This is a genomic window from Streptacidiphilus carbonis (assembly GCF_000787775.1).
GTDB classification, from domain to species: domain Bacteria; phylum Actinomycetota; class Actinomycetes; order Streptomycetales; family Streptomycetaceae; genus Streptacidiphilus; species Streptacidiphilus carbonis.
Genome location: NZ_BBPM01000056.1, coordinates 25980 through 41820, shown reverse-complemented (window position 1 = coordinate 41820; position 15841 = coordinate 25980). Strand labels below are relative to the sequence as shown.

The following is a 15841-nucleotide window of genomic DNA, read 5'->3' as shown; positions in this document are numbered from 1 at the left end:
GGGGGGGGGGCCGCCGGTGCCGGCGGTCGCCGCCGCGACGCCGCCCTCGCCCGCCGCACGCTTCTTGCGCCGCTCGCGCATCAGCTCCACCAGGATCGGCGTGATCGACAGCAGCACGATCAGGCCCATGGCGGGGATCAGGTACTTGTCGATGACCGGGGCCATCGAGGCGCCGAACTCGTAGCCGATCATCAGCATCGACTCGGTCCAGACCACCCCGCCGACCACGTTCCAGAGGAAGAACTGCCCGGCCGGCATCTCCAGCGTGCCGGCCACCGGGTTCAGGAAGGTCCGCACCACCGGGATGAAGCGGGCCATCAGCACCGCCTTGGCGGGGCCGAACTTGACGAAGTACTGCTCGGCCTTGTCCACGTGCTCCTGGCGGAACAGTTTGGAGTTGGGCTTTCTGAAGAGCTTGGGCCCGGCCTTGGCCCCCAGCAGATGGCCCAGCTGAGCGCCGGCGATCGCGCACAGCGGAGCCGCGACGAGCAGCTCCGCGATCGACATCTGCACGCCGAGCACCTTCATGCCGGCGCTGGACGCGGCCACCCCGCCGAGGATCAGCAGTGAGTCGCCGGGGAAGAAGAACCCGATGAGCAGGCCGGTCTCCGCGAAGATGATGGCGAGCAGGCCGATCGCACCCACCTGGGCGATCAGGGCTTTGGCGTCGAGCAGAGTCGATACGTTCAACGCGAGAGTCGTGGTCACTCGCGCAGACTAACCCGTGCACCTAGGAGCCCCCTAGCTCCGCACTGTGAAGGGCAGGCTCTCGGAGGCGAGCTCGGTGTCGCCGCTCCGCACCGCGAGTCCGGCGGACGCGGAGCCCGCCCCGTGCGGGGCGTCCTTCGCCACGGCCAGTCTGAGCTGCACGGTCTCCCCGGCGCCGGGGGCGAGGGTGAGGCCCTCGGCCGGCAGCAGCGCGGTGCTCATCCCCGGATCGCAGACGCCGGCGGCCAGGGGCAGCCGGACCCAGCCGCGCCCGCCGACGTACTGCTGGAGCACCAGGTCACGGGGTGTCAGAGCCCGTCCGCCGCCCATCCCGTAGGCGTAGAAGAGCGTGGTGAGTGCGGGGTAGGCCCGGTCGGTGGTGTTCCGCACGGTCAGGCCGAAGCGCTGCGCCGGTCCGCCGCGGACCAGGGCGGCGCGGGCCGGCCAGCCGGAGAGGACGGTCTGCGGCCGGGTCACCGCCGAGGCCACGGCCGGGGCGCGGTAGGTGTGGCCGTGTCCGTCGGTGAAGGAGGCGGTGACACCGAGCCGCCCGGGCTGGTCCAGGCTCTGGAGCCGCAGCGGGACGATCTCCGGACGGGCGGCGGTGGCCCGGGTGCTGACCGGGAAGCCGAAGCTGCCCCGGGTGGGGAAGGCGGCACTGCTCGCGGCCGTGGCCAGGTCGACCCACCGGCGCTGGGACGGGACCCAGCGCTGCACCTCGACGGAGTCGGTGCTGAACCCGCGGCTGGTCAGGTCCAGCCGCACGGTGCCGTGGGCGGCGGGGGCGCGCAGCATCAGGGTCGCGTCCGACCACAGCCCGATCGGCAGTTCGGCCGCCTGGTCGTACCAGAGGCTCCGGGCGGCGCTCTCCTTCGACAGCACCATGGTCCGGTCCGGGGAGGGCGCGGCCTCGGCCGGCACCGGCCGCAGCTGCGGGGCGGCGGCCCCGCAGGCGTCGGGGAGCGTACGCGGCCGCGCCTGCGCCGGTGCCTGCGCCCGCTCCCGAGCCGGTGCCTGTGCATGCTCCTGCGCCCGTGCGGTGCCGCCGGCCGGGATCCCGGCGAGCAGCAGCAGCGCCGTGGCCCCCACCGCGGCTTTCAGCCGTCCCCTCCGCCACACGCCTGCCCGAAACACCATTCGGGTGCCCCCGTCCTGTCGATCGCCGGCTGCCTGGGGAGACGCTTCCCGGCTCGGGGCCGGGAATGGCAGGGTTGATCCTTTTTAATCCATTCGGGTGTGCCCGGGAGGATACGTACCCACTGTCCCCCGCGGGGGTGAAGCCGACGGGCCGGGATGGGACAATGGCGCCGGTGCCCGACTCCTGGTCGGGGTCGCAGTGTCCGTAAACGCATCACCGACAGGAGCGGATTCGTCATGGCTATCGCCACCCCCGAGGTCTACAGCGAGATGCTGGACCGGGCAAAGGCAGGCAAGTTCGCCTACCCGGCCATCAATGTCACCTCGACCCAGACGTTGCACGCCGCCCTGCGCGGCTTCGCCGAGGCCGAGAGCGACGGCATCATCCAGATCTCCACCGGTGGTGCGGAGTTCCTGGGCGGGCAGTACAGCAAGGAGATGGTGACCGGAGCGGTCGCGCTCGCCGAGTTCGCCCACATCGTCGCCGCCAAGTACCCGATCACGGTCGCCCTGCACACCGACCACTGCCCCAAGGACAAGCTGAACGGCTACGTTCGCCCGCTGCTGGACATCTCCGCCGAGCGCGTCGCCCGCGGCGAGAACCCGCTGTTCCAGTCGCACATGTGGGACGGCTCCGCCGAGACCCTCGCCGACAACCTGGCCATCGCCCAGGAGCTGCTGGCCAAGGCCGCCGCCGCGAAGATCATCCTTGAGGTCGAGATCACCCCGACCGGCGGCGAGGAGGACGGTGTCTCGCACGAGATCAACGACAACCTCTACACCACCGTCAACGACGCCGTCCGCACCGCCGAGGCGCTCGGCCTGGGCGAGAAGGGCCGCTACCTGCTGGCCGCCTCCTTCGGCAACGTGCACGGGGTGTACAAGCCGGGCAACGTCGTCCTCAAGCCGGAGCTGCTGCGCGAGCTGCAGGACGCCATCGGCAAGCAGTACGGCAAGACCGACCCGTTCGACTTCGTCTTCCACGGCGGCTCCGGCTCCTCCGCGGAGGAGATCGCCACCGCGCTGGAGAACGGCGTCGTGAAGATGAACCTCGACACCGACACCCAGTACGCCTTCACCCGTCCCGTCGTGGACCACATCTTCCGCAACTACGACGGTGTGCTGAAGGTCGACGGCGAGGTCGGCAAGAAGAACACCTACGACCCGCGCACCTGGGGCAAGCTCGCCGAGGCCGGGATGGCCGCGCGCGTGGTCGAGGCCACCCAGAGCCTGCGCTCGGCCGGCAACCGACTGAAGTAGCCGCGGGCGGCACAGTACGCACCAGCGCAACGCAGAGGGCCCGGTACGCGATCACCGCGTACCGGGCCCCTGCTTTCCGCGGGGCTACTGGCCCTTGAGCTCCTCGTAACCCACCAGGCTGCTGTCCTTCAGGAACTGCCAGCAGCGCTCGGCCTCCTCGGTCTCCTTGATCGAGTCGGCGGCCCGGGCCAGCGCCGCGAGGCAGCGCAGGAAGCCGCGGTTGGCCCGGTGCTCCCACGGGACCGGCCCGTGGCCCTTCCAGCCGTTGCGGCGCAGCGAGTCCAGCCCGCGGTGGTACCCGGTGCGTGCGTAGGCGTACGACTCGACGACATGCCCGGCGTCGAAGGCGTCGTCGGCGAGCATGGCCCAGGCCAGCGAGAAGGTCGGGAACTCCGCCGCGACCTGCGCCGGCGACGCGGACTCCTCCGCCAGCATGCGGTAGGGCTGCTCGTCCTCGGGCAGCAGCGTCGGCTCCGGTCCGTCCAGCAGATTCTTGTGGATGCTCATGCCCTGAAGTCTGCCATCCGGCTGTCAAAGTCCTGTAAGCCCCAGCCGTCAGCGCGGAACCGGCGCGCCCGCCGAGAGCGTGTTCCCTGCCGAATGACCCGTTCGGCAGTCTTGGGGGGACTCGCGGATGTATCGACCACTGGCGCTGCTTATGGCCTTTTTGCTATACATCGCGGGAGTTTGGGCCGTCGCCACGACCCCGTGGACGGCGGCCGTCGCCGCCTCCGCGCCAGCGGCCTCCTCCACGACCTCCACCGCACCGTCCGCCGGGCCCTCGCCGATCGCCGCGCCGTCCAGCACCGCTCCGACGGTTCCCGCCGTCTGGACGCTGAGCACGCTGCGCAACTACCTGGTCGCCGAGACCAACGCCAAGGACCCCGGCGTAGCCCTGGCCGACCTGCAGCGGATCACTCTCAAGGACCCCTACGTCGACGGCTTCTGCCACCCGGTCGCGCACGAGATCGGGCATGCCGCGCTGGCCAGGTACCAGGGGAACTTCGCCAAGGCGGTCTCCTTCCTCAACGACGTCTGCGGCTCCGGCTACCTGCACGGAGTGGTCGAGGACAAGCTCCAGCAGGAGCCCGACCCCGCGACGGCGGTGACCACGCTCTGCTCGCCCGCGCAGTCGGCCTCCTGCATCCACGGCATCGGGCACGGCGCGATGTTCGTGTCCCATCTGGACGTCGCGGCCGCGGAGCGGATGTGCGACCGCTTCCCGGAGTCCGGCCAGGTGGTGTCCTGCTCCGAGGGCATCTTCATGCAGCTCTTCGAGCCGGACGAGGGCGATCCGACGGCGCTGGCCAAGCTCCCGGCCGACAAGCTGGCCGCCGAGCCGCAGTACCCGTGCGCCGAGCAGCCGGCGATCGACCGCAGCGCCTGCTACTTCTACGCCCCGATCTACTTCCTGCAGACGCACGACTACACCGCGCACCCGGCCGCCTTCGTCCAGGCCCTCGACTGGTGCCTCAAGGCGCCCACCTCGGATGCCCGCGACGGCTGCTCCCAGGGCACCGGATCGCGGCTGATGAAGTACAACATCGACCGCCCGGTCTGGACCGCTGCGCAGTGCGAGCAGGCTGCGTCCGCCCGGCAGCGGAGCGACTGCGTCTGGGGCATGGCCAATTACTGGAACGTCAACTACGGCAGCAGGTCGGCGGCGAGGACCAGGCTCTGCCCCCAGCTCAGCGGTGACGCGGCCCGGCTCTGCCGCATCTCCGCGCCCGGCAGCAGCTCCGCCGACTGATCTCTGAAGAACCGTCACCATCCGCTCCAGCAGCCCGATCGGACCGCAGTAATGGACAATCCCCCCGACCACTCGACCAGTTCACCCGGTGCCCTCAGCGGCCTCGGCCGCCACGCGCTGCTCCCGCTGCGGCTGTTCCTCGGCTCGACGTTCGTCTACGCCGGCCTCGACAAGCTCGCCGACCCGCACTACCTCGGCGGCCTCGCCGACCCCGCGTCGATGGCCGCCCAGGCGCACGCCGTCGCCGCGCACAGCCCCATCGGCGGGCTGCTCGGCCAGGCGGTGCACTCGCCCACCCCGGTCGGTCTGGCGATGGCCTTCGGCGAACTCGCGGTCGGCTTCGGCACCCTGCTGGGACTGTGGGGGCGGCTCGCGGCGACCGGCGGTGCGCTGATCAGTCTGAGCCTGTGGCTGAGCGTCAGTTGGGGCGTCCACCCGTACTACCTGGGCAACGACCTGGTCTATCTGATGGCCTGGACGCCGCTGGTGCTCGCCGGGACGCCGCAGTTCTCCCTGGACGGGCTGATCGCCGGCCGTGCCCGGGGGACGGCCACCGGCCGGGGCCGCCGCCAGGTCCTGGTGGACGGCGGGATCGCGACCCTGGCGGTCGCGGGCATGGCGCTGCTGACCGGCGCCGGGGTCGCCCGCACCCGGGGCAAGGCCCCGGCCCCGAGCGCCGGGGCCGGGGCGGGGGCCGGGACTGGGACTGGGAACGGGACAGGTGCCGGGGCGGCCGGTGCGACCGGTACCGCCGTCGCGGCGGCGGCCGCCGTCCCCGTCGGCGGGGTGCTGCGGGTGTCCGCTCCGGGCAGCGGCGACCCGGTCTACCTGCAGCAGCCCAAGGCGGGCCAGTACACCGCGCTGTCCGGGGTCTGCACCCACTCGGGTTGCACGGTGAACCCGCCCAAGGACGGCCGCTTCGTCTGCCCGTGCCACAACTCCTGCTTCGACGCCGGAACCGGCGCCGTGCTCCAGGGCCCGGCCACCGAGGCGCTCGCCCGCTTCGGCATCACCCGGTCCGGCGACCAGCTCCACCTGGGCGCGGAGAGCTGAGCCGCCGACGTCATGCGTCAGGTTTCAGGCGGCCGGCGGGACGGTCAGCCGCCAAGCCGCGGGCTCGGCCGTCCAGGTGCGGTGCCGGACCGGGCCGCCGGGCGCGTCGTCGGCCAGATAGGTGAAGCTGGTGGCCGGACCGCCGCTGACGGTGATCCGCCGGACCCGGACCCGCAGCTGTCCGCCCGGCCCGGACGAGGGGCTGAGCCGGACCTCCATCAGGCCGTCGTCGGGCGCGGCGACCAGGTACACCGGGTGGTCCAGGTCGGCCAGCAACTGCCCGTCCGCCTCGACCAGCAGGGCCTGTCCTGGATCGCCGCGCTGCGGGCGCAGCTGCGAGGCGACGGTGCGCGCGACCCGGCCGAGCTGGAGTCCCCAGCCGTGGCAGCGGGACGGAATCAGACCGCCCCGCCCGGCCGCAGCTTTGTTCGCCCTGAGCGAACGTGGCTCGGAATCGGATCCTTCGGGTGACGGTGCGGGTGCCCCGCTGCCGCCGGCCTCGTCGCCGGGGGCCGGTGACCCGTCCGGGTGACCCCGCTCCGCCGCTGCTCCGGGTACGGATCCCGGGTGCCCGCGGCCGGGGATCCGCAGGCCGCCGAGGACCACTCCGCCGCTCTCGTCCACCAGCAGGCCCAGGGTGCGCTCGGCGCCTCCGACGACCGTTCGGGCGGCGTCCACCGGACGCGCGGCCACCCCCAGTGACCTGGTCAAGGTCACCTTTTCGCCATTTCCGATCGAGATGATCCCGAGGGGGCTCGCCGCCAGTTCCGCGCGCTGGTGCAACACCTGCACCACCTGGTGCACGGCACGGTCGTCACCGATCACAACGAGTCGCTTCCCGCCCCTTCGCGAAAGGGTTCGTTCCAGCTCGGCCAGGCTCCCCGGAACCACCAGCTTCACCGCGAAGGCGGCCCCGAGAACGTCCCTGGCCACCCGGACCGATTCCGCGTCCAGGGCCAGGGCGGCGGGGGAGACCACCACCAGGAGTGCCTCTCCCGCCGATCGCGCAGCCGACACCGCGCTCCTTCCTCGGGTAATCTCTCGGTGTAAGAGCCCCTTGCGCTGTTGCGCCAGGGGCTTGGTCTATCCGGGGCCAGAACGGCGGCCTTCCGCCGTCTGTTGTGCCCCGCCCGAAAGGGGTGTACGCCTGTGCCCGCACTCGTGCTGGTCGGCGCTCAGTGGGGCGACGAGGGCAAGGGGAAGGCCACCGACCTCCTCGGTGGCTCGGTCGACTACGTAGTCCGCTTCCAGGGTGGCAACAACGCCGGTCACACGGTGGTCGTAGGCGATCAGAAGTACGCACTGCACCTGCTGCCTTCGGGCATTCTCAGCCCGACATGCACACCGGTGATCGGCAACGGCGTGGTCATCGACCCGGCCGTGCTGTTCTCCGAGCTGGTGGGCCTGCAGGAACGCGGCGTGGACACCTCCAAGCTCCTGGTCTCCGGCAACGCGCACCTGATCACCCCGTACCACCGGACCCTGGACAAGGTGTCCGAGCGGTTCCTGGGCAAGCGCAAGATCGGCACCACCGGTCGCGGCATCGGCCCGACCTACGCCGACAAGATCAACCGTGTCGGCATCCGGGTCCAGGACCTGTTCGACGAGAGCATCCTTCTCCAGAAGGTCGAAGCCGCGCTGCACGACAAGAACCAGATCCTGGTCAAGCTCTACAACCGCCGCGCGGTCCCGGTCGAGCTGGTCGTCGAGGAGTACCTCGGCTACGCCGAGAAGCTGCGCCCGTTCGTGGCGGACACCGTCCTGGTGCTGAACAAGGCGCTGGAGGAGAACAAGGTCGTGCTGATGGAGGGCGGCCAGGGCACCCTCCTGGACGTGGACCACGGCACCTACCCCTTCGTCACCTCGTCCAACCCGACCGCCGGCGGCGCCTGCACCGGCTCCGGCATCGGCCCGACGAAGATCGACCGGGTCATCGGCATCCTCAAGGCCTACACCACCCGCGTCGGCTCGGGCCCGTTCCCGACCGAACTGCTGGACGCCGACGGCGACGCGCTGCGCCGCATCGGCGGCGAGCGCGGCGTGACCACCGGCCGCGACCGCCGCTGCGGCTGGTTCGACGCCCCGATCGCCCGCTACGCGACCCGCGTCAACGGCCTGACGGACTTCTTCCTCACCAAGCTGGACGTGCTCACCGGCTGGGAGCAGATCCCGGTCTGCGTGGCCTACGAGATCGACGGCAGGCGGGTGGACGAACTCCCGTACTCGCAGACCGACTTCCACCACGCGAAGCCGATCTACGAGAACCTGCCGGGCTGGTCCGAGGACATCACCAAGGCCCAGAGCTTCGAGGACCTCCCGAAGAACGCCCAGGCCTATGTGAAGGCCCTGGAGGACATGTCCGGCGCCCCGATCTCCGCCATCGGCGTGGGCCCGGGCCGCACCGAGACCATCCAGGTCCGGTCGTTCCTGTCCTAGCCGGAACGCCAAAGGCCAAGACGGCCCCGCTCGCCCGCGGACAGCGGGCGGGCGGGGCCGTCCGCTGTCCGGGCATCTCTTCATTCGCATGCAAGCATTGAACTAATACAGAAATGAATTGCGCTTAGTTCAAACCTTCCCTACTGTCTGACCATGCCTGCGAAGACACCCGCGTCCACGACGACGCTCACCGGGGCCCATGTCCGCCTTGAGCCGCTGTCCCGCGACCACCTGCCCGGACTGTTCCTGGCCGGGGGCCGGGACGAGGAGGTGTGGCGCTGGTTGACGGTCACGCCGCCGGAGAGCGAGGAGGAGCTGGGGGAGCTGCTGGACGCGCGGCTCGCGGAGGTGGCGGCGGGGGCGGCCGTGGCCTTCGCGGTGATCGACCTGGCCACCGGGAAGCCGGTCGGGTGGACCACCTACCTGGACATCGCCCCCGTCGACGAGCGCCTGGAGATCGGCTGGACCTGGTACGCCCGCTCGGTCTGGCGCAGCGCCGTCAACACCGAGTCCAAGCTGCTGCTGCTCACCCATGCCTTCGAGGACCTCGGCATGGGCCGGGTCCAGTGGAAGACCGACCACCTGAACACCCGCTCGCAGAACGCCATCGCCCGCCTCGGCGCGCAGCGCGAGGGCGTACTGCGACGGCACCGGCTGCGTGCGGACGGGTCCTGGCGCGACAGCGTCTACTTCTCGATGCTGGTGGACGAATGGCCGGCCGCCAAGGCGCGGCTGACCAACCGGCTGCTGGAGGGCTGAGCCATGGGCGAGGCGTCGGAGCTGACCGTCATTCCCGTCCGGGCGGAGGACCGGCCGCGTTGGCGGGAGCTCTATGAGGGCTACTGCGCCTTCTACTCGGTGGAGTTGGCCGATGCCGACTACGAGCGGGTCTGGTCCTGGATCCATGACCCGGAGCGGGAGACCCGGTGCCTGGTCGCCCGGGACGGGGACGGTGTGCCGGTCGGGCTGGCGCACTTCCGGGCCTATGACTCGCCGATGCGCGGGACCAGCGGGTTCCTCGACGACCTGTTCGTGGACCCGGCCCGCCGGGGCTGCGGCGGGGCGGACGCGCTGCTGGCCGCTCTGGCGCGGATCGCGGCGGAGGAGGGCTGGGGGACCGTCCGCTGGAACACCGCCGAGGACAACTACCGGGCCCGGGCCGTCTACGATCGCCATGCGGCCAAGACGGTGTTCCTGACCTACAGCATGGACGCCGCGGTACGGGGGTCCGCCGGCGTTTGACAGGCTGTAGCGCTGCCCCGGTATCGACGAACAGGCTGTCGCTGCCGGGGCGGCGGGCGGCTCCGTAGGCTCGAAGGCATGAGCATCTCTGTCGACTCCGCAGCGGGGCAGGCCGTCAAGGCTGCCGACCGCGCCCACGTCTTCCACTCGTGGTCCGCGCAGGCCCTGATCGACCCCCTCGCCGTCGCCGGCGCCGAGGGCTCCTACTTCTGGGACTACGAGGGCAACCGCTTCCTGGACTTCTCCTCGCAGCTGGTGAACACCAACATCGGCCACCAGCACCCCAAGGTGGTCGCGGCGATCCAGGAGCAGGCCGGCAAGCTCTGCACCTTCGCGCCGGCCTTCGCGGTGGACGTGCGCAGCGAGGCGGCCCGGCTGATCGCCGAGCGCACCCCGGGCGACCTGGACAAGATCTTCTTCACCAACGGCGGCGCCGAGGCCAACGAGAACGCCATCCGGATGGCGCGGCTGCACACCGGCCGGCAGAAGGTGCTCTCCACGTACCGCTCGTACCACGGCGCCACCGCCAACGCGATCGCCATGACCGGTGACCCGCGCCGGTGGGCCAACGAGACCGGTGTCTCCGGCATCGTGCACTTCTGGGGCCCCTACACCTACCGCTCCAACTTCCACGCCGAGAACGAGGCGCAGGAGTGCGAGCGCGCGCTGCAGCACCTGGAGGCGACCATCGCCTTCGAGGGTCCGCAGACCGTCGCCGCGATCATCCTGGAGACCGTGGTCGGCACGGCCGGGATCCTGGTCCCGCCGGCCGGCTACCTGGCCGGCGTCCGCGAGATCTGCGACCGCTACGGCATCGTCTTCATCCTGGACGAGGTGATGGCCGGATTCGGCCGTACCGGCGCCTGGTTCGCGGCGGACCACTGGGGGGTCACCCCGGACCTGCTGACCTTCGCCAAGGGCGTCAACTCCGGCTATGTGCCGCTGGGTGGTGTCGCCATCAGCGGTGCCATCGCCCGGACCTTCGACGAGCGCCCGTTCCCCGGCGGGCTGACCTACTCGGGTCACCCGCTCGCCTGCGCTTCGGCGGTGGCGACCATCGACGCCATGGCCGAGGAGGGCATCGTCGAGCACGCCCGGCACCTCGGCGAGACGGTGATCGGCCCCGGCCTGCGCGAGCTGGCGGAGCGTCACCCGGTGATCGGCGAGGTCCGCGGCCTGGGCGTGTTCTGGGCGCTGGAGCTGGTCCGGGACCGGGCCACCCGGGAGCCGCTGACCCCCTACAACGCGACCGGCGCCGCCGCCGCGCCGATGGCCGAGCTGGCCGCGGCCTGCAAGCAGCGCGGGCTGTGGCCGTTCGTCAACATGAACCGGCTGCATGTGGTGCCGCCGTGCAACAGCACCGAGGCGGAGGTCAAGGAGGGCCTGGCCATCCTCGACGAGGTGCTCTCGCTCGCGGACGCACACACGGTCTGAGCTGCGGTTCCGTTGTTGTAATGACATATGGTCTAGTCCACATGGGCCCCGAATTCCGATGCCTTCTCGGATTCGGGGCCTTACCCTTGGGAGGCCCGAGCACCCGAGCACCGAAGCCACCCGAGGAGGGGTCGTGCCGTCCGACCTGCCGTCCTCGGCACCGCGTTCTCCCCAGCCCCCGTCGAAACCCCAGCCCCCGTCGAAACCCCAGCCCCCGTCGACTCCGCAGACCCCACTGCGGCGCAGCAGCCTGCGCGAGCAGGTCGCCGGAGCCCTGCGCGACGAGATGATGGCGGGCCGGCTCCCGGCCGGGACCCACTTCACGGTCAAGGAGATCGCCGAGCTCTACGGGGTGTCCGCCACCCCGGTGCGGGAGGCGCTGCTGGACCTCACCGCCCAGGGCCTGCTCTGGACCGAGCACCACCGCGGCTTCACCGTCCCCCGGCTGGACTGGGCCGACTTCGTCGAGATCGTCGAGGCCAGGACCCTGGTCGCGGACGGGATGTTCCGCCGCCTCGCGCCGCAGCTCAAGTCCATCGACTGGGAGCGGCTGCCCTCGCTCCAGCGCCGCGCCGACGCCGCCTACCGCGCGGCCCGGGCGGGGCACCTGGACGTGCTCGTCGGCTGCGACCTGCGGTTCTGGGGCGAGTTCGCCGGACTGGTGGCCAACGAGCGGCTCACCGGCTACCTGGACTGGCTCAGGGTGCAGTACTGGATCTTCGCGGCGCCCTACCTCCGCGGCCGTCCCGACGTCGCCGAATACTGCTGGTCCGGGCACCGGGAGCTGATGGAGCACCTGGTCGCCAGGGACCGGGCCGCGGTGCACCGGATGCTGGTCGACTACAACCGCGAGTCGCTCCGGCAGATGGCCGCGCTGTGCGGCGAGAGCGACGCGGACACCCTCGCCGGCTACACCGACATCCTGCCGATTCCCGCTCAGGGCGACTCCCTGTGAGGGCTCGCCGCAGAGCGTTAGGGTGTCTGCGATCAGGTAGTAAGCCCAACCGTCGCCGCAACCGGCGCTAACGCGCCCAGGAGTGTCCGTGGCCTGTGACATCTGGCTCGTCCCGCTCGTCGACGTACTCGTCCACAGCCCCGAGAACCCGTTCGCCGAGGACCTGGAGGTCTACAACGCCTCGCTGGCGGCGCACGGGCTGCCCGCAGTGCCGGTCTTCCAGTACATGCCGGGCCTGAGCGGCGACGTGGAACCGGTCGCCGCCTTCGACTACGAGTCGCTGCACTTCCTGCGCCGCGCCTATCTGCTGCAGCTCACCAACCTGCCGGTCACCCCGGTGGACGAGCTCGGCGGGGACTACGAGCAGCTGCTGGAGATGTTCGAGGACACCGCCGAGGGCTCGCACCTGGTCTGGCACTTCGACCATGCCGGGGCGTACGTCCCGATCGACTTCGAGAGCCCGATCGTGGACGACGCGCTGCTGGCCACCGGCGGCCCGCTGGGCTCGCTGCACGGGCTGCTCCGGGAGCTGGAAGCGGTGGCGCCGTGGATCGGCATCGACCACCAGCTCCCGCCGGTGCCGGTGCGGCCGGTCGCGCCCACCACGCTGGAGGGGCCGGCCTACCCGCCGCCCGCGGACGACGGCCCGTTCTCCCGCGAGCGGCACGCCTGGACCGGCCTGCACGCGGCCGCGGTCCGGGCGCTGGGGCAGGGCTCGATGGTCGTCTTCGCCTGAGCGGGGACCGGGCACCTGAGGCAGCGAGGCAACGAAGAGGTGGGGCGCCCGTCGGGCGCCCCACCTCTGTTCGTATGTTCGTACCGCCTTGGCCCTGGCCCCTAGCGCAGCGGGGACTCCGGCGGGCGCTGCCTCGGCATCGTCGGCCGACCGCCGCTCAGCGACGGCAGCACCCGGACCTGGGCGCCGGCGCCCCCCTCGGTGCGGCCGCCCCAGTTGCCCGCGGCCTGCGTGGGCAGCTGGGTCATCGCGGCGCGGAACTCCAGCATCCACTCCGAGGTCTCCATCCGGACCATGTCCGAGACGTCCTCGCAGAAGCGGCGCAGCACGCCGAGGCAGCGTTCGGCGGCCTCGCTCGCGGTGCCCTCGGTCGGGCCGAGCACCTCGCGCACGCACTCGGAGGCCCAGTCGAACTGGAACGCCTCCAGCCGCCGCTGCAGCGCCTGCCCGGTGCTGACGTCCCGCATCCAGCCGCTGGTCAGGCCGAAGGCCCGGTCCGCCCCCAGGCAGGCCCCGGCGAGCAGCAGCAGCACATAGCCCCAGTCGGCCGCGCCGTGCCAGGCCCCGGTCAGGTGGACCAGCGGCAGCACCGCACCGGCCACGCCGGAGAGCGCGGCAAGATACCGCAGCGTCCGGGCGCCGCGGCGCTTCCAGCGGCGGTCGCGCTGGTACCAGTCGATCGCCTCGACGGCGCGCTCCTCCGACCAGCGGTAGAGCTCTTCCAGGCGCTCGGCGGGCTCGCCCCAGTCACCCAGCGGGAACTGCCGGGTACTGAGATCTCGTCCTCCGGACGCCTCCGGCTGCGGGGGTGCAGCGGTCACCGGTTCCTCCATCCGGGGGTCGGTTCCCCAAGGACTCTCTTCGGGCTGCATTTCGGGCTGGCTCACCGTGGGAACTCCCTGTCCTTCGGCCCATCGGGTCCGATCGTCCCAGGTGCCACTGACACAAGCACTGCCCTCAGCCCTCCTGGTTCCAAGCACCACTTCTTACCGCCAAATGGCTGACCATGTGACCGTTCCGCTCGGATTCGACCGCAAAACCATCAGCGGAACCCGCACAGAAACCCCAGACAGAAACCCGGACGGGCGGCCGAACCGGGTATCCGCGATTCTCACCCTTACGGGTGGGTGGCCCGCTGGAGCGTACCTGACCCCGGCCCTCCCTCCTGCTCCGTACTCGCGGGGTGGGCCGACGGACCGGGGGCCCACCGGCACCGACTAGGCTCATCCCTGTGAAGGTCCTTGTCATTGGCGGCGGTGCCCGCGAACACGCCCTGTGCCGTGCCCTCTCCCTCGACCCCGAGGTCAGCGAGCTGCACTGCGCCCCCGGCAACGCCGGGATCGCGCAGGTCGCCCTGACCCACCCGGTCGACCAGCTCGACGGCGCCGCCGTGGCGGACCTCGCGGTGTCGCTGGGTGCCGAGTTCGTCATCGTCGGCCCGGAGGCGCCGCTGGTCGCCGGGGTGGCCGACGCGGTGCTCGAACGCGGCATCCCGGTCTTCGGGCCCAGCGGCGAGGCCGCCCGGCTGGAGGGGTCCAAAGCCTTCGCCAAGGACGTGATGGCCGCCGCCAACGTCCCCACCGCGCGCTCCTACCTCTGCACCACCCCGGAGGAGGCGGCGCACGCGCTGGACGCCTTCGGCGCGCCGTACGTGGTCAAGGACGACGGCCTGGCGGCCGGTAAGGGCGTGGTGGTCACCTCCGACCTGCAGGCCGCCCTGGACCACGCGGCCGGCTGCGACCGGGTGGTGATCGAGGAGTACCTGGACGGCCCCGAGGTCTCGCTGTTCGCCGTCACCGACGGCATCACCGTGGTGCCGCTGCAACCCGCCCAGGACTTCAAGCGGGCCCTCGACAACGACGAGGGCCCCAACACCGGCGGCATGGGCGCCTACTCCCCGCTGCCCTGGGCCGCCCCCGGCCTGGTCGAGGAGGTCCTGGAGACCGTCCTGCAGCCGACCGTGGACGAGCTCCGCCGCCGCGGCACCCCCTTCTCCGGGCTGCTCTACGCCGGGCTGGCGATCACCTCGCGCGGGGTACGGGTGATCGAGTTCAACGCCCGCTTCGGCGACCCGGAGACCCAGGTGGTGCTGGCCCGGCTGAAGACCCCGCTGAACGGACTGCTGCACGCCGCCGCGACCGGCCGGCTGGCCGACTTCCCCGACCTGCGCTGGCGCGACGGCGCGGCCGTGACCGTGGTGATCGCCGCAGAGGGCTACCCCGAGGCCCCCCGCAGCGGCGACCCGATCACCGGACTGGACGCCGCCGAGGCCCCCGACGGCACCGCGTACGTGCTGCACGCCGGCACCGCGACCGGTGCGGACGGCGGGATCGTCAGCGCCGGCGGCCGGGTCCTCTCGGTCACCGCCACCGGCAAGGACATCGCCCAGGCCAGGACGCGGGCCTACGAGGCCGCCGGACGGATCGGGCTGAAGGGCTCGCACCACCGCAGCGACATCGCCGCCGGAATCTGAGCGGTCCGCGTCCGACAGCCGGACTCCGAGCCGCCGGAATCCGGGCGACCGGCCCCACGGACGCCGGGCCACCCGCAGGGCCCAACGCCCTCCGACCGGAACGTCCGGCTGCCGAGGGTGGGCAACAAGCCCAAGGACCAAGCCCATCGGGTGACGGGAACGTCATCCGGCTGACGTCTGTCGCCCCCCGGCCTTATGGTGCCCCGAAGGCAGCGCAGACCGCTGCGCCCCGTCCGCGCCCGGACGCCGGTGCCGGGTACGCCGGGCGTCGAGGGGGGAGGCTGCGGTTCAGAGGGAATCACTTATCCGAGTGGTTCCGAACCGATCCTGGAACGCCCCGCCCGGGTCGCTCGTCGTCAATAGGCGACGGGGGACGCAGACCGGGCCCGGCGGTCCGCGGCAGAGCAGGCAGGGGGTGACTGATCCATGGCCGGTGTGGAAGCGGCGCGCGGTCGCGCCCAGGCGGTGCTGCGGGTGCGCGGCGCCGCGCTCGCCGTGGCCGTGCTGCCCGCCGCCGTCGCCGCGGTGCTGATCGCCGGCGGTGTCACCGGTCGCCTCGGCGCGTCGGGCTCCGCCGACGCGGCCGGCTGGGACGCCGCCCGCTGGGGGGTCTCCGCGGTCGCGGCCGTGCTGCTGCTGGGCGCGCTGGCGCTGGCC

The 15841-nt window shown here is 71.8% G+C and carries 15 protein-coding genes and 2 pseudogenes; 12 read left to right on the top strand and 5 right to left on the bottom strand.

The window, feature by feature from the left end; genetic code table 11:
• Positions 1–708, bottom strand: a 708-nt coding sequence (locus TR46_RS30670; protein WP_084719081.1) for a DedA family protein, incomplete at its 3' end; no start/stop codon positions are given.
• A gap of 33 nt (positions 709–741) precedes the next feature.
• A complete protein-coding gene (locus tag TR46_RS42725; protein WP_161790230.1) occupies positions 742–1845 on the bottom strand; it encodes a DUF1631 domain-containing protein in 1104 nt (367 codons plus the stop codon).
• A 237-nt stretch (positions 1846–2082) separates the two neighbouring features.
• Here TR46_RS42725 and fbaA point away from each other — a divergent pair, with 237 nt between their 5' ends.
• Complete coding sequence (gene fbaA, locus TR46_RS30660) at positions 2083–3105, top strand: class II fructose-bisphosphate aldolase (protein WP_042407965.1); 1023 nt, start codon at positions 2083–2085, stop codon at positions 3103–3105.
• A gap of 84 nt (positions 3106–3189) precedes the next feature.
• Here fbaA and TR46_RS30655 read toward each other — a convergent pair whose 3' ends face one another.
• Positions 3190–3612: a DUF3151 domain-containing protein gene (locus tag TR46_RS30655; RefSeq protein ID WP_042407962.1), complete on the bottom strand. Its 423-nt coding sequence runs from the start codon at positions 3610–3612 to the stop codon at positions 3190–3192.
• Between the two features lie 151 nt (positions 3613–3763).
• Between TR46_RS30655 and TR46_RS42720 the strand changes: the two genes are divergently transcribed.
• From TR46_RS42720 to TR46_RS44685, 3 genes and pseudogenes are all read left to right on the top strand, one after another.
• Entirely contained in the window at positions 3764–4855 is a 1092-nt protein-coding gene (locus TR46_RS42720; RefSeq protein ID WP_161790229.1) for a hypothetical protein, read from the top strand.
• Between the two features lie 51 nt (positions 4856–4906).
• A pseudogene (locus tag TR46_RS44690) lies at positions 4907–5398 on the top strand (DoxX family protein); the annotation flags it as partial.
• A gap of 72 nt (positions 5399–5470) precedes the next feature.
• Positions 5471–5908, top strand: a complete 438-nt coding sequence (locus TR46_RS44685) for a QcrA and Rieske domain-containing protein (protein WP_236655588.1) — start codon at positions 5471–5473, stop codon at positions 5906–5908.
• Positions 5909–5932: 24 nt separating this feature from the next.
• Here the strand turns inward: TR46_RS44685 and TR46_RS30640 are convergent, their stop codons facing one another.
• Positions 5933–6925 (bottom strand): diacylglycerol kinase family protein, encoded by a 993-nt coding sequence (locus tag TR46_RS30640; protein WP_052433228.1) that lies wholly within the window; start codon positions 6923–6925, stop codon positions 5933–5935.
• Positions 6926–7057: 132 nt separating this feature from the next.
• Between TR46_RS30640 and TR46_RS30635 the strand changes: the two genes are divergently transcribed.
• The 6 genes from TR46_RS30635 (at position 7058) to TR46_RS30610 (ending at position 12711) form a co-directional block, all read left to right on the top strand.
• Positions 7058–8344, top strand: a complete 1287-nt coding sequence (locus TR46_RS30635; protein WP_042407954.1) for an adenylosuccinate synthase — start codon at positions 7058–7060, stop codon at positions 8342–8344.
• Positions 8345–8497: 153 nt separating this feature from the next.
• On the top strand, positions 8498–9103 hold the full coding sequence (locus tag TR46_RS30630) for a GNAT family N-acetyltransferase (RefSeq protein WP_042407951.1): 606 nt from the start codon (positions 8498–8500) through the stop codon (positions 9101–9103).
• A gap of 3 nt (positions 9104–9106) precedes the next feature.
• Positions 9107–9586, top strand: a complete 480-nt coding sequence (locus TR46_RS30625) for a GNAT family N-acetyltransferase (protein ID WP_042407948.1) — start codon at positions 9107–9109, stop codon at positions 9584–9586.
• A 78-nt stretch (positions 9587–9664) separates the two neighbouring features.
• Positions 9665–11020, top strand: coding sequence for an aspartate aminotransferase family protein (locus TR46_RS30620; RefSeq protein ID WP_042407946.1), 1356 nt, complete (start codon positions 9665–9667; stop codon positions 11018–11020).
• Between the two features lie 133 nt (positions 11021–11153).
• Positions 11154–11975, top strand: a complete 822-nt coding sequence (locus TR46_RS30615) for a GntR family transcriptional regulator (RefSeq protein WP_236655586.1) — start codon at positions 11154–11156, stop codon at positions 11973–11975.
• A gap of 88 nt (positions 11976–12063) precedes the next feature.
• Entirely contained in the window at positions 12064–12711 is a 648-nt protein-coding gene (locus tag TR46_RS30610; protein WP_042407944.1) for a putative DNA-mimic protein, read from the top strand.
• Between the two features lie 101 nt (positions 12712–12812).
• Here TR46_RS30610 and TR46_RS30605 read toward each other — a convergent pair whose 3' ends face one another.
• Complete coding sequence (locus TR46_RS30605) at positions 12813–13598, bottom strand: SLATT domain-containing protein (protein ID WP_052433227.1); 786 nt, start codon at positions 13596–13598, stop codon at positions 12813–12815.
• A gap of 344 nt (positions 13599–13942) precedes the next feature.
• On the opposite strand from TR46_RS30605, the gene purD reads away from it, so the two are divergent.
• Entirely contained in the window at positions 13943–15184 is a 1242-nt protein-coding gene (gene purD, locus TR46_RS30600) for a phosphoribosylamine--glycine ligase (RefSeq protein WP_042407937.1), read from the top strand.
• A gap of 426 nt (positions 15185–15610) precedes the next feature.
• Positions 15611–15841, top strand: a pseudogene (locus TR46_RS42710) (hypothetical protein); the annotation flags it as partial.

Coding starts and splice junctions, on each gene's coding strand:
- TR46_RS30620 (WP_042407946.1), top strand. CDS start 9,665: ATGAGCATCTCTGTCGACTCCGCAGCGGGGCAGGCCGTCAAGGCTGCC.
- TR46_RS30625 (WP_042407948.1), top strand. CDS start 9,107: ATGGGCGAGGCGTCGGAGCTGACCGTCATTCCCGTCCGGGCGGAGGAC.
- TR46_RS42720 (WP_161790229.1), top strand. CDS start 3,764: ATGGCCTTTTTGCTATACATCGCGGGAGTTTGGGCCGTCGCCACGACC.
- TR46_RS44685 (WP_236655588.1), top strand. CDS start 5,471: ATGGCGCTGCTGACCGGCGCCGGGGTCGCCCGCACCCGGGGCAAGGCC.
- TR46_RS30630 (WP_042407951.1), top strand. CDS start 8,498: ATGCCTGCGAAGACACCCGCGTCCACGACGACGCTCACCGGGGCCCAT.
- fbaA (WP_042407965.1), top strand. CDS start 2,083: ATGGCTATCGCCACCCCCGAGGTCTACAGCGAGATGCTGGACCGGGCA.
- TR46_RS42725 (WP_161790230.1), bottom strand. CDS start 1,845: ATGGTGTTTCGGGCAGGCGTGTGGCGGAGGGGACGGCTGAAAGCCGCG.
- TR46_RS30655 (WP_042407962.1), bottom strand. CDS start 3,612: ATGAGCATCCACAAGAATCTGCTGGACGGACCGGAGCCGACGCTGCTG.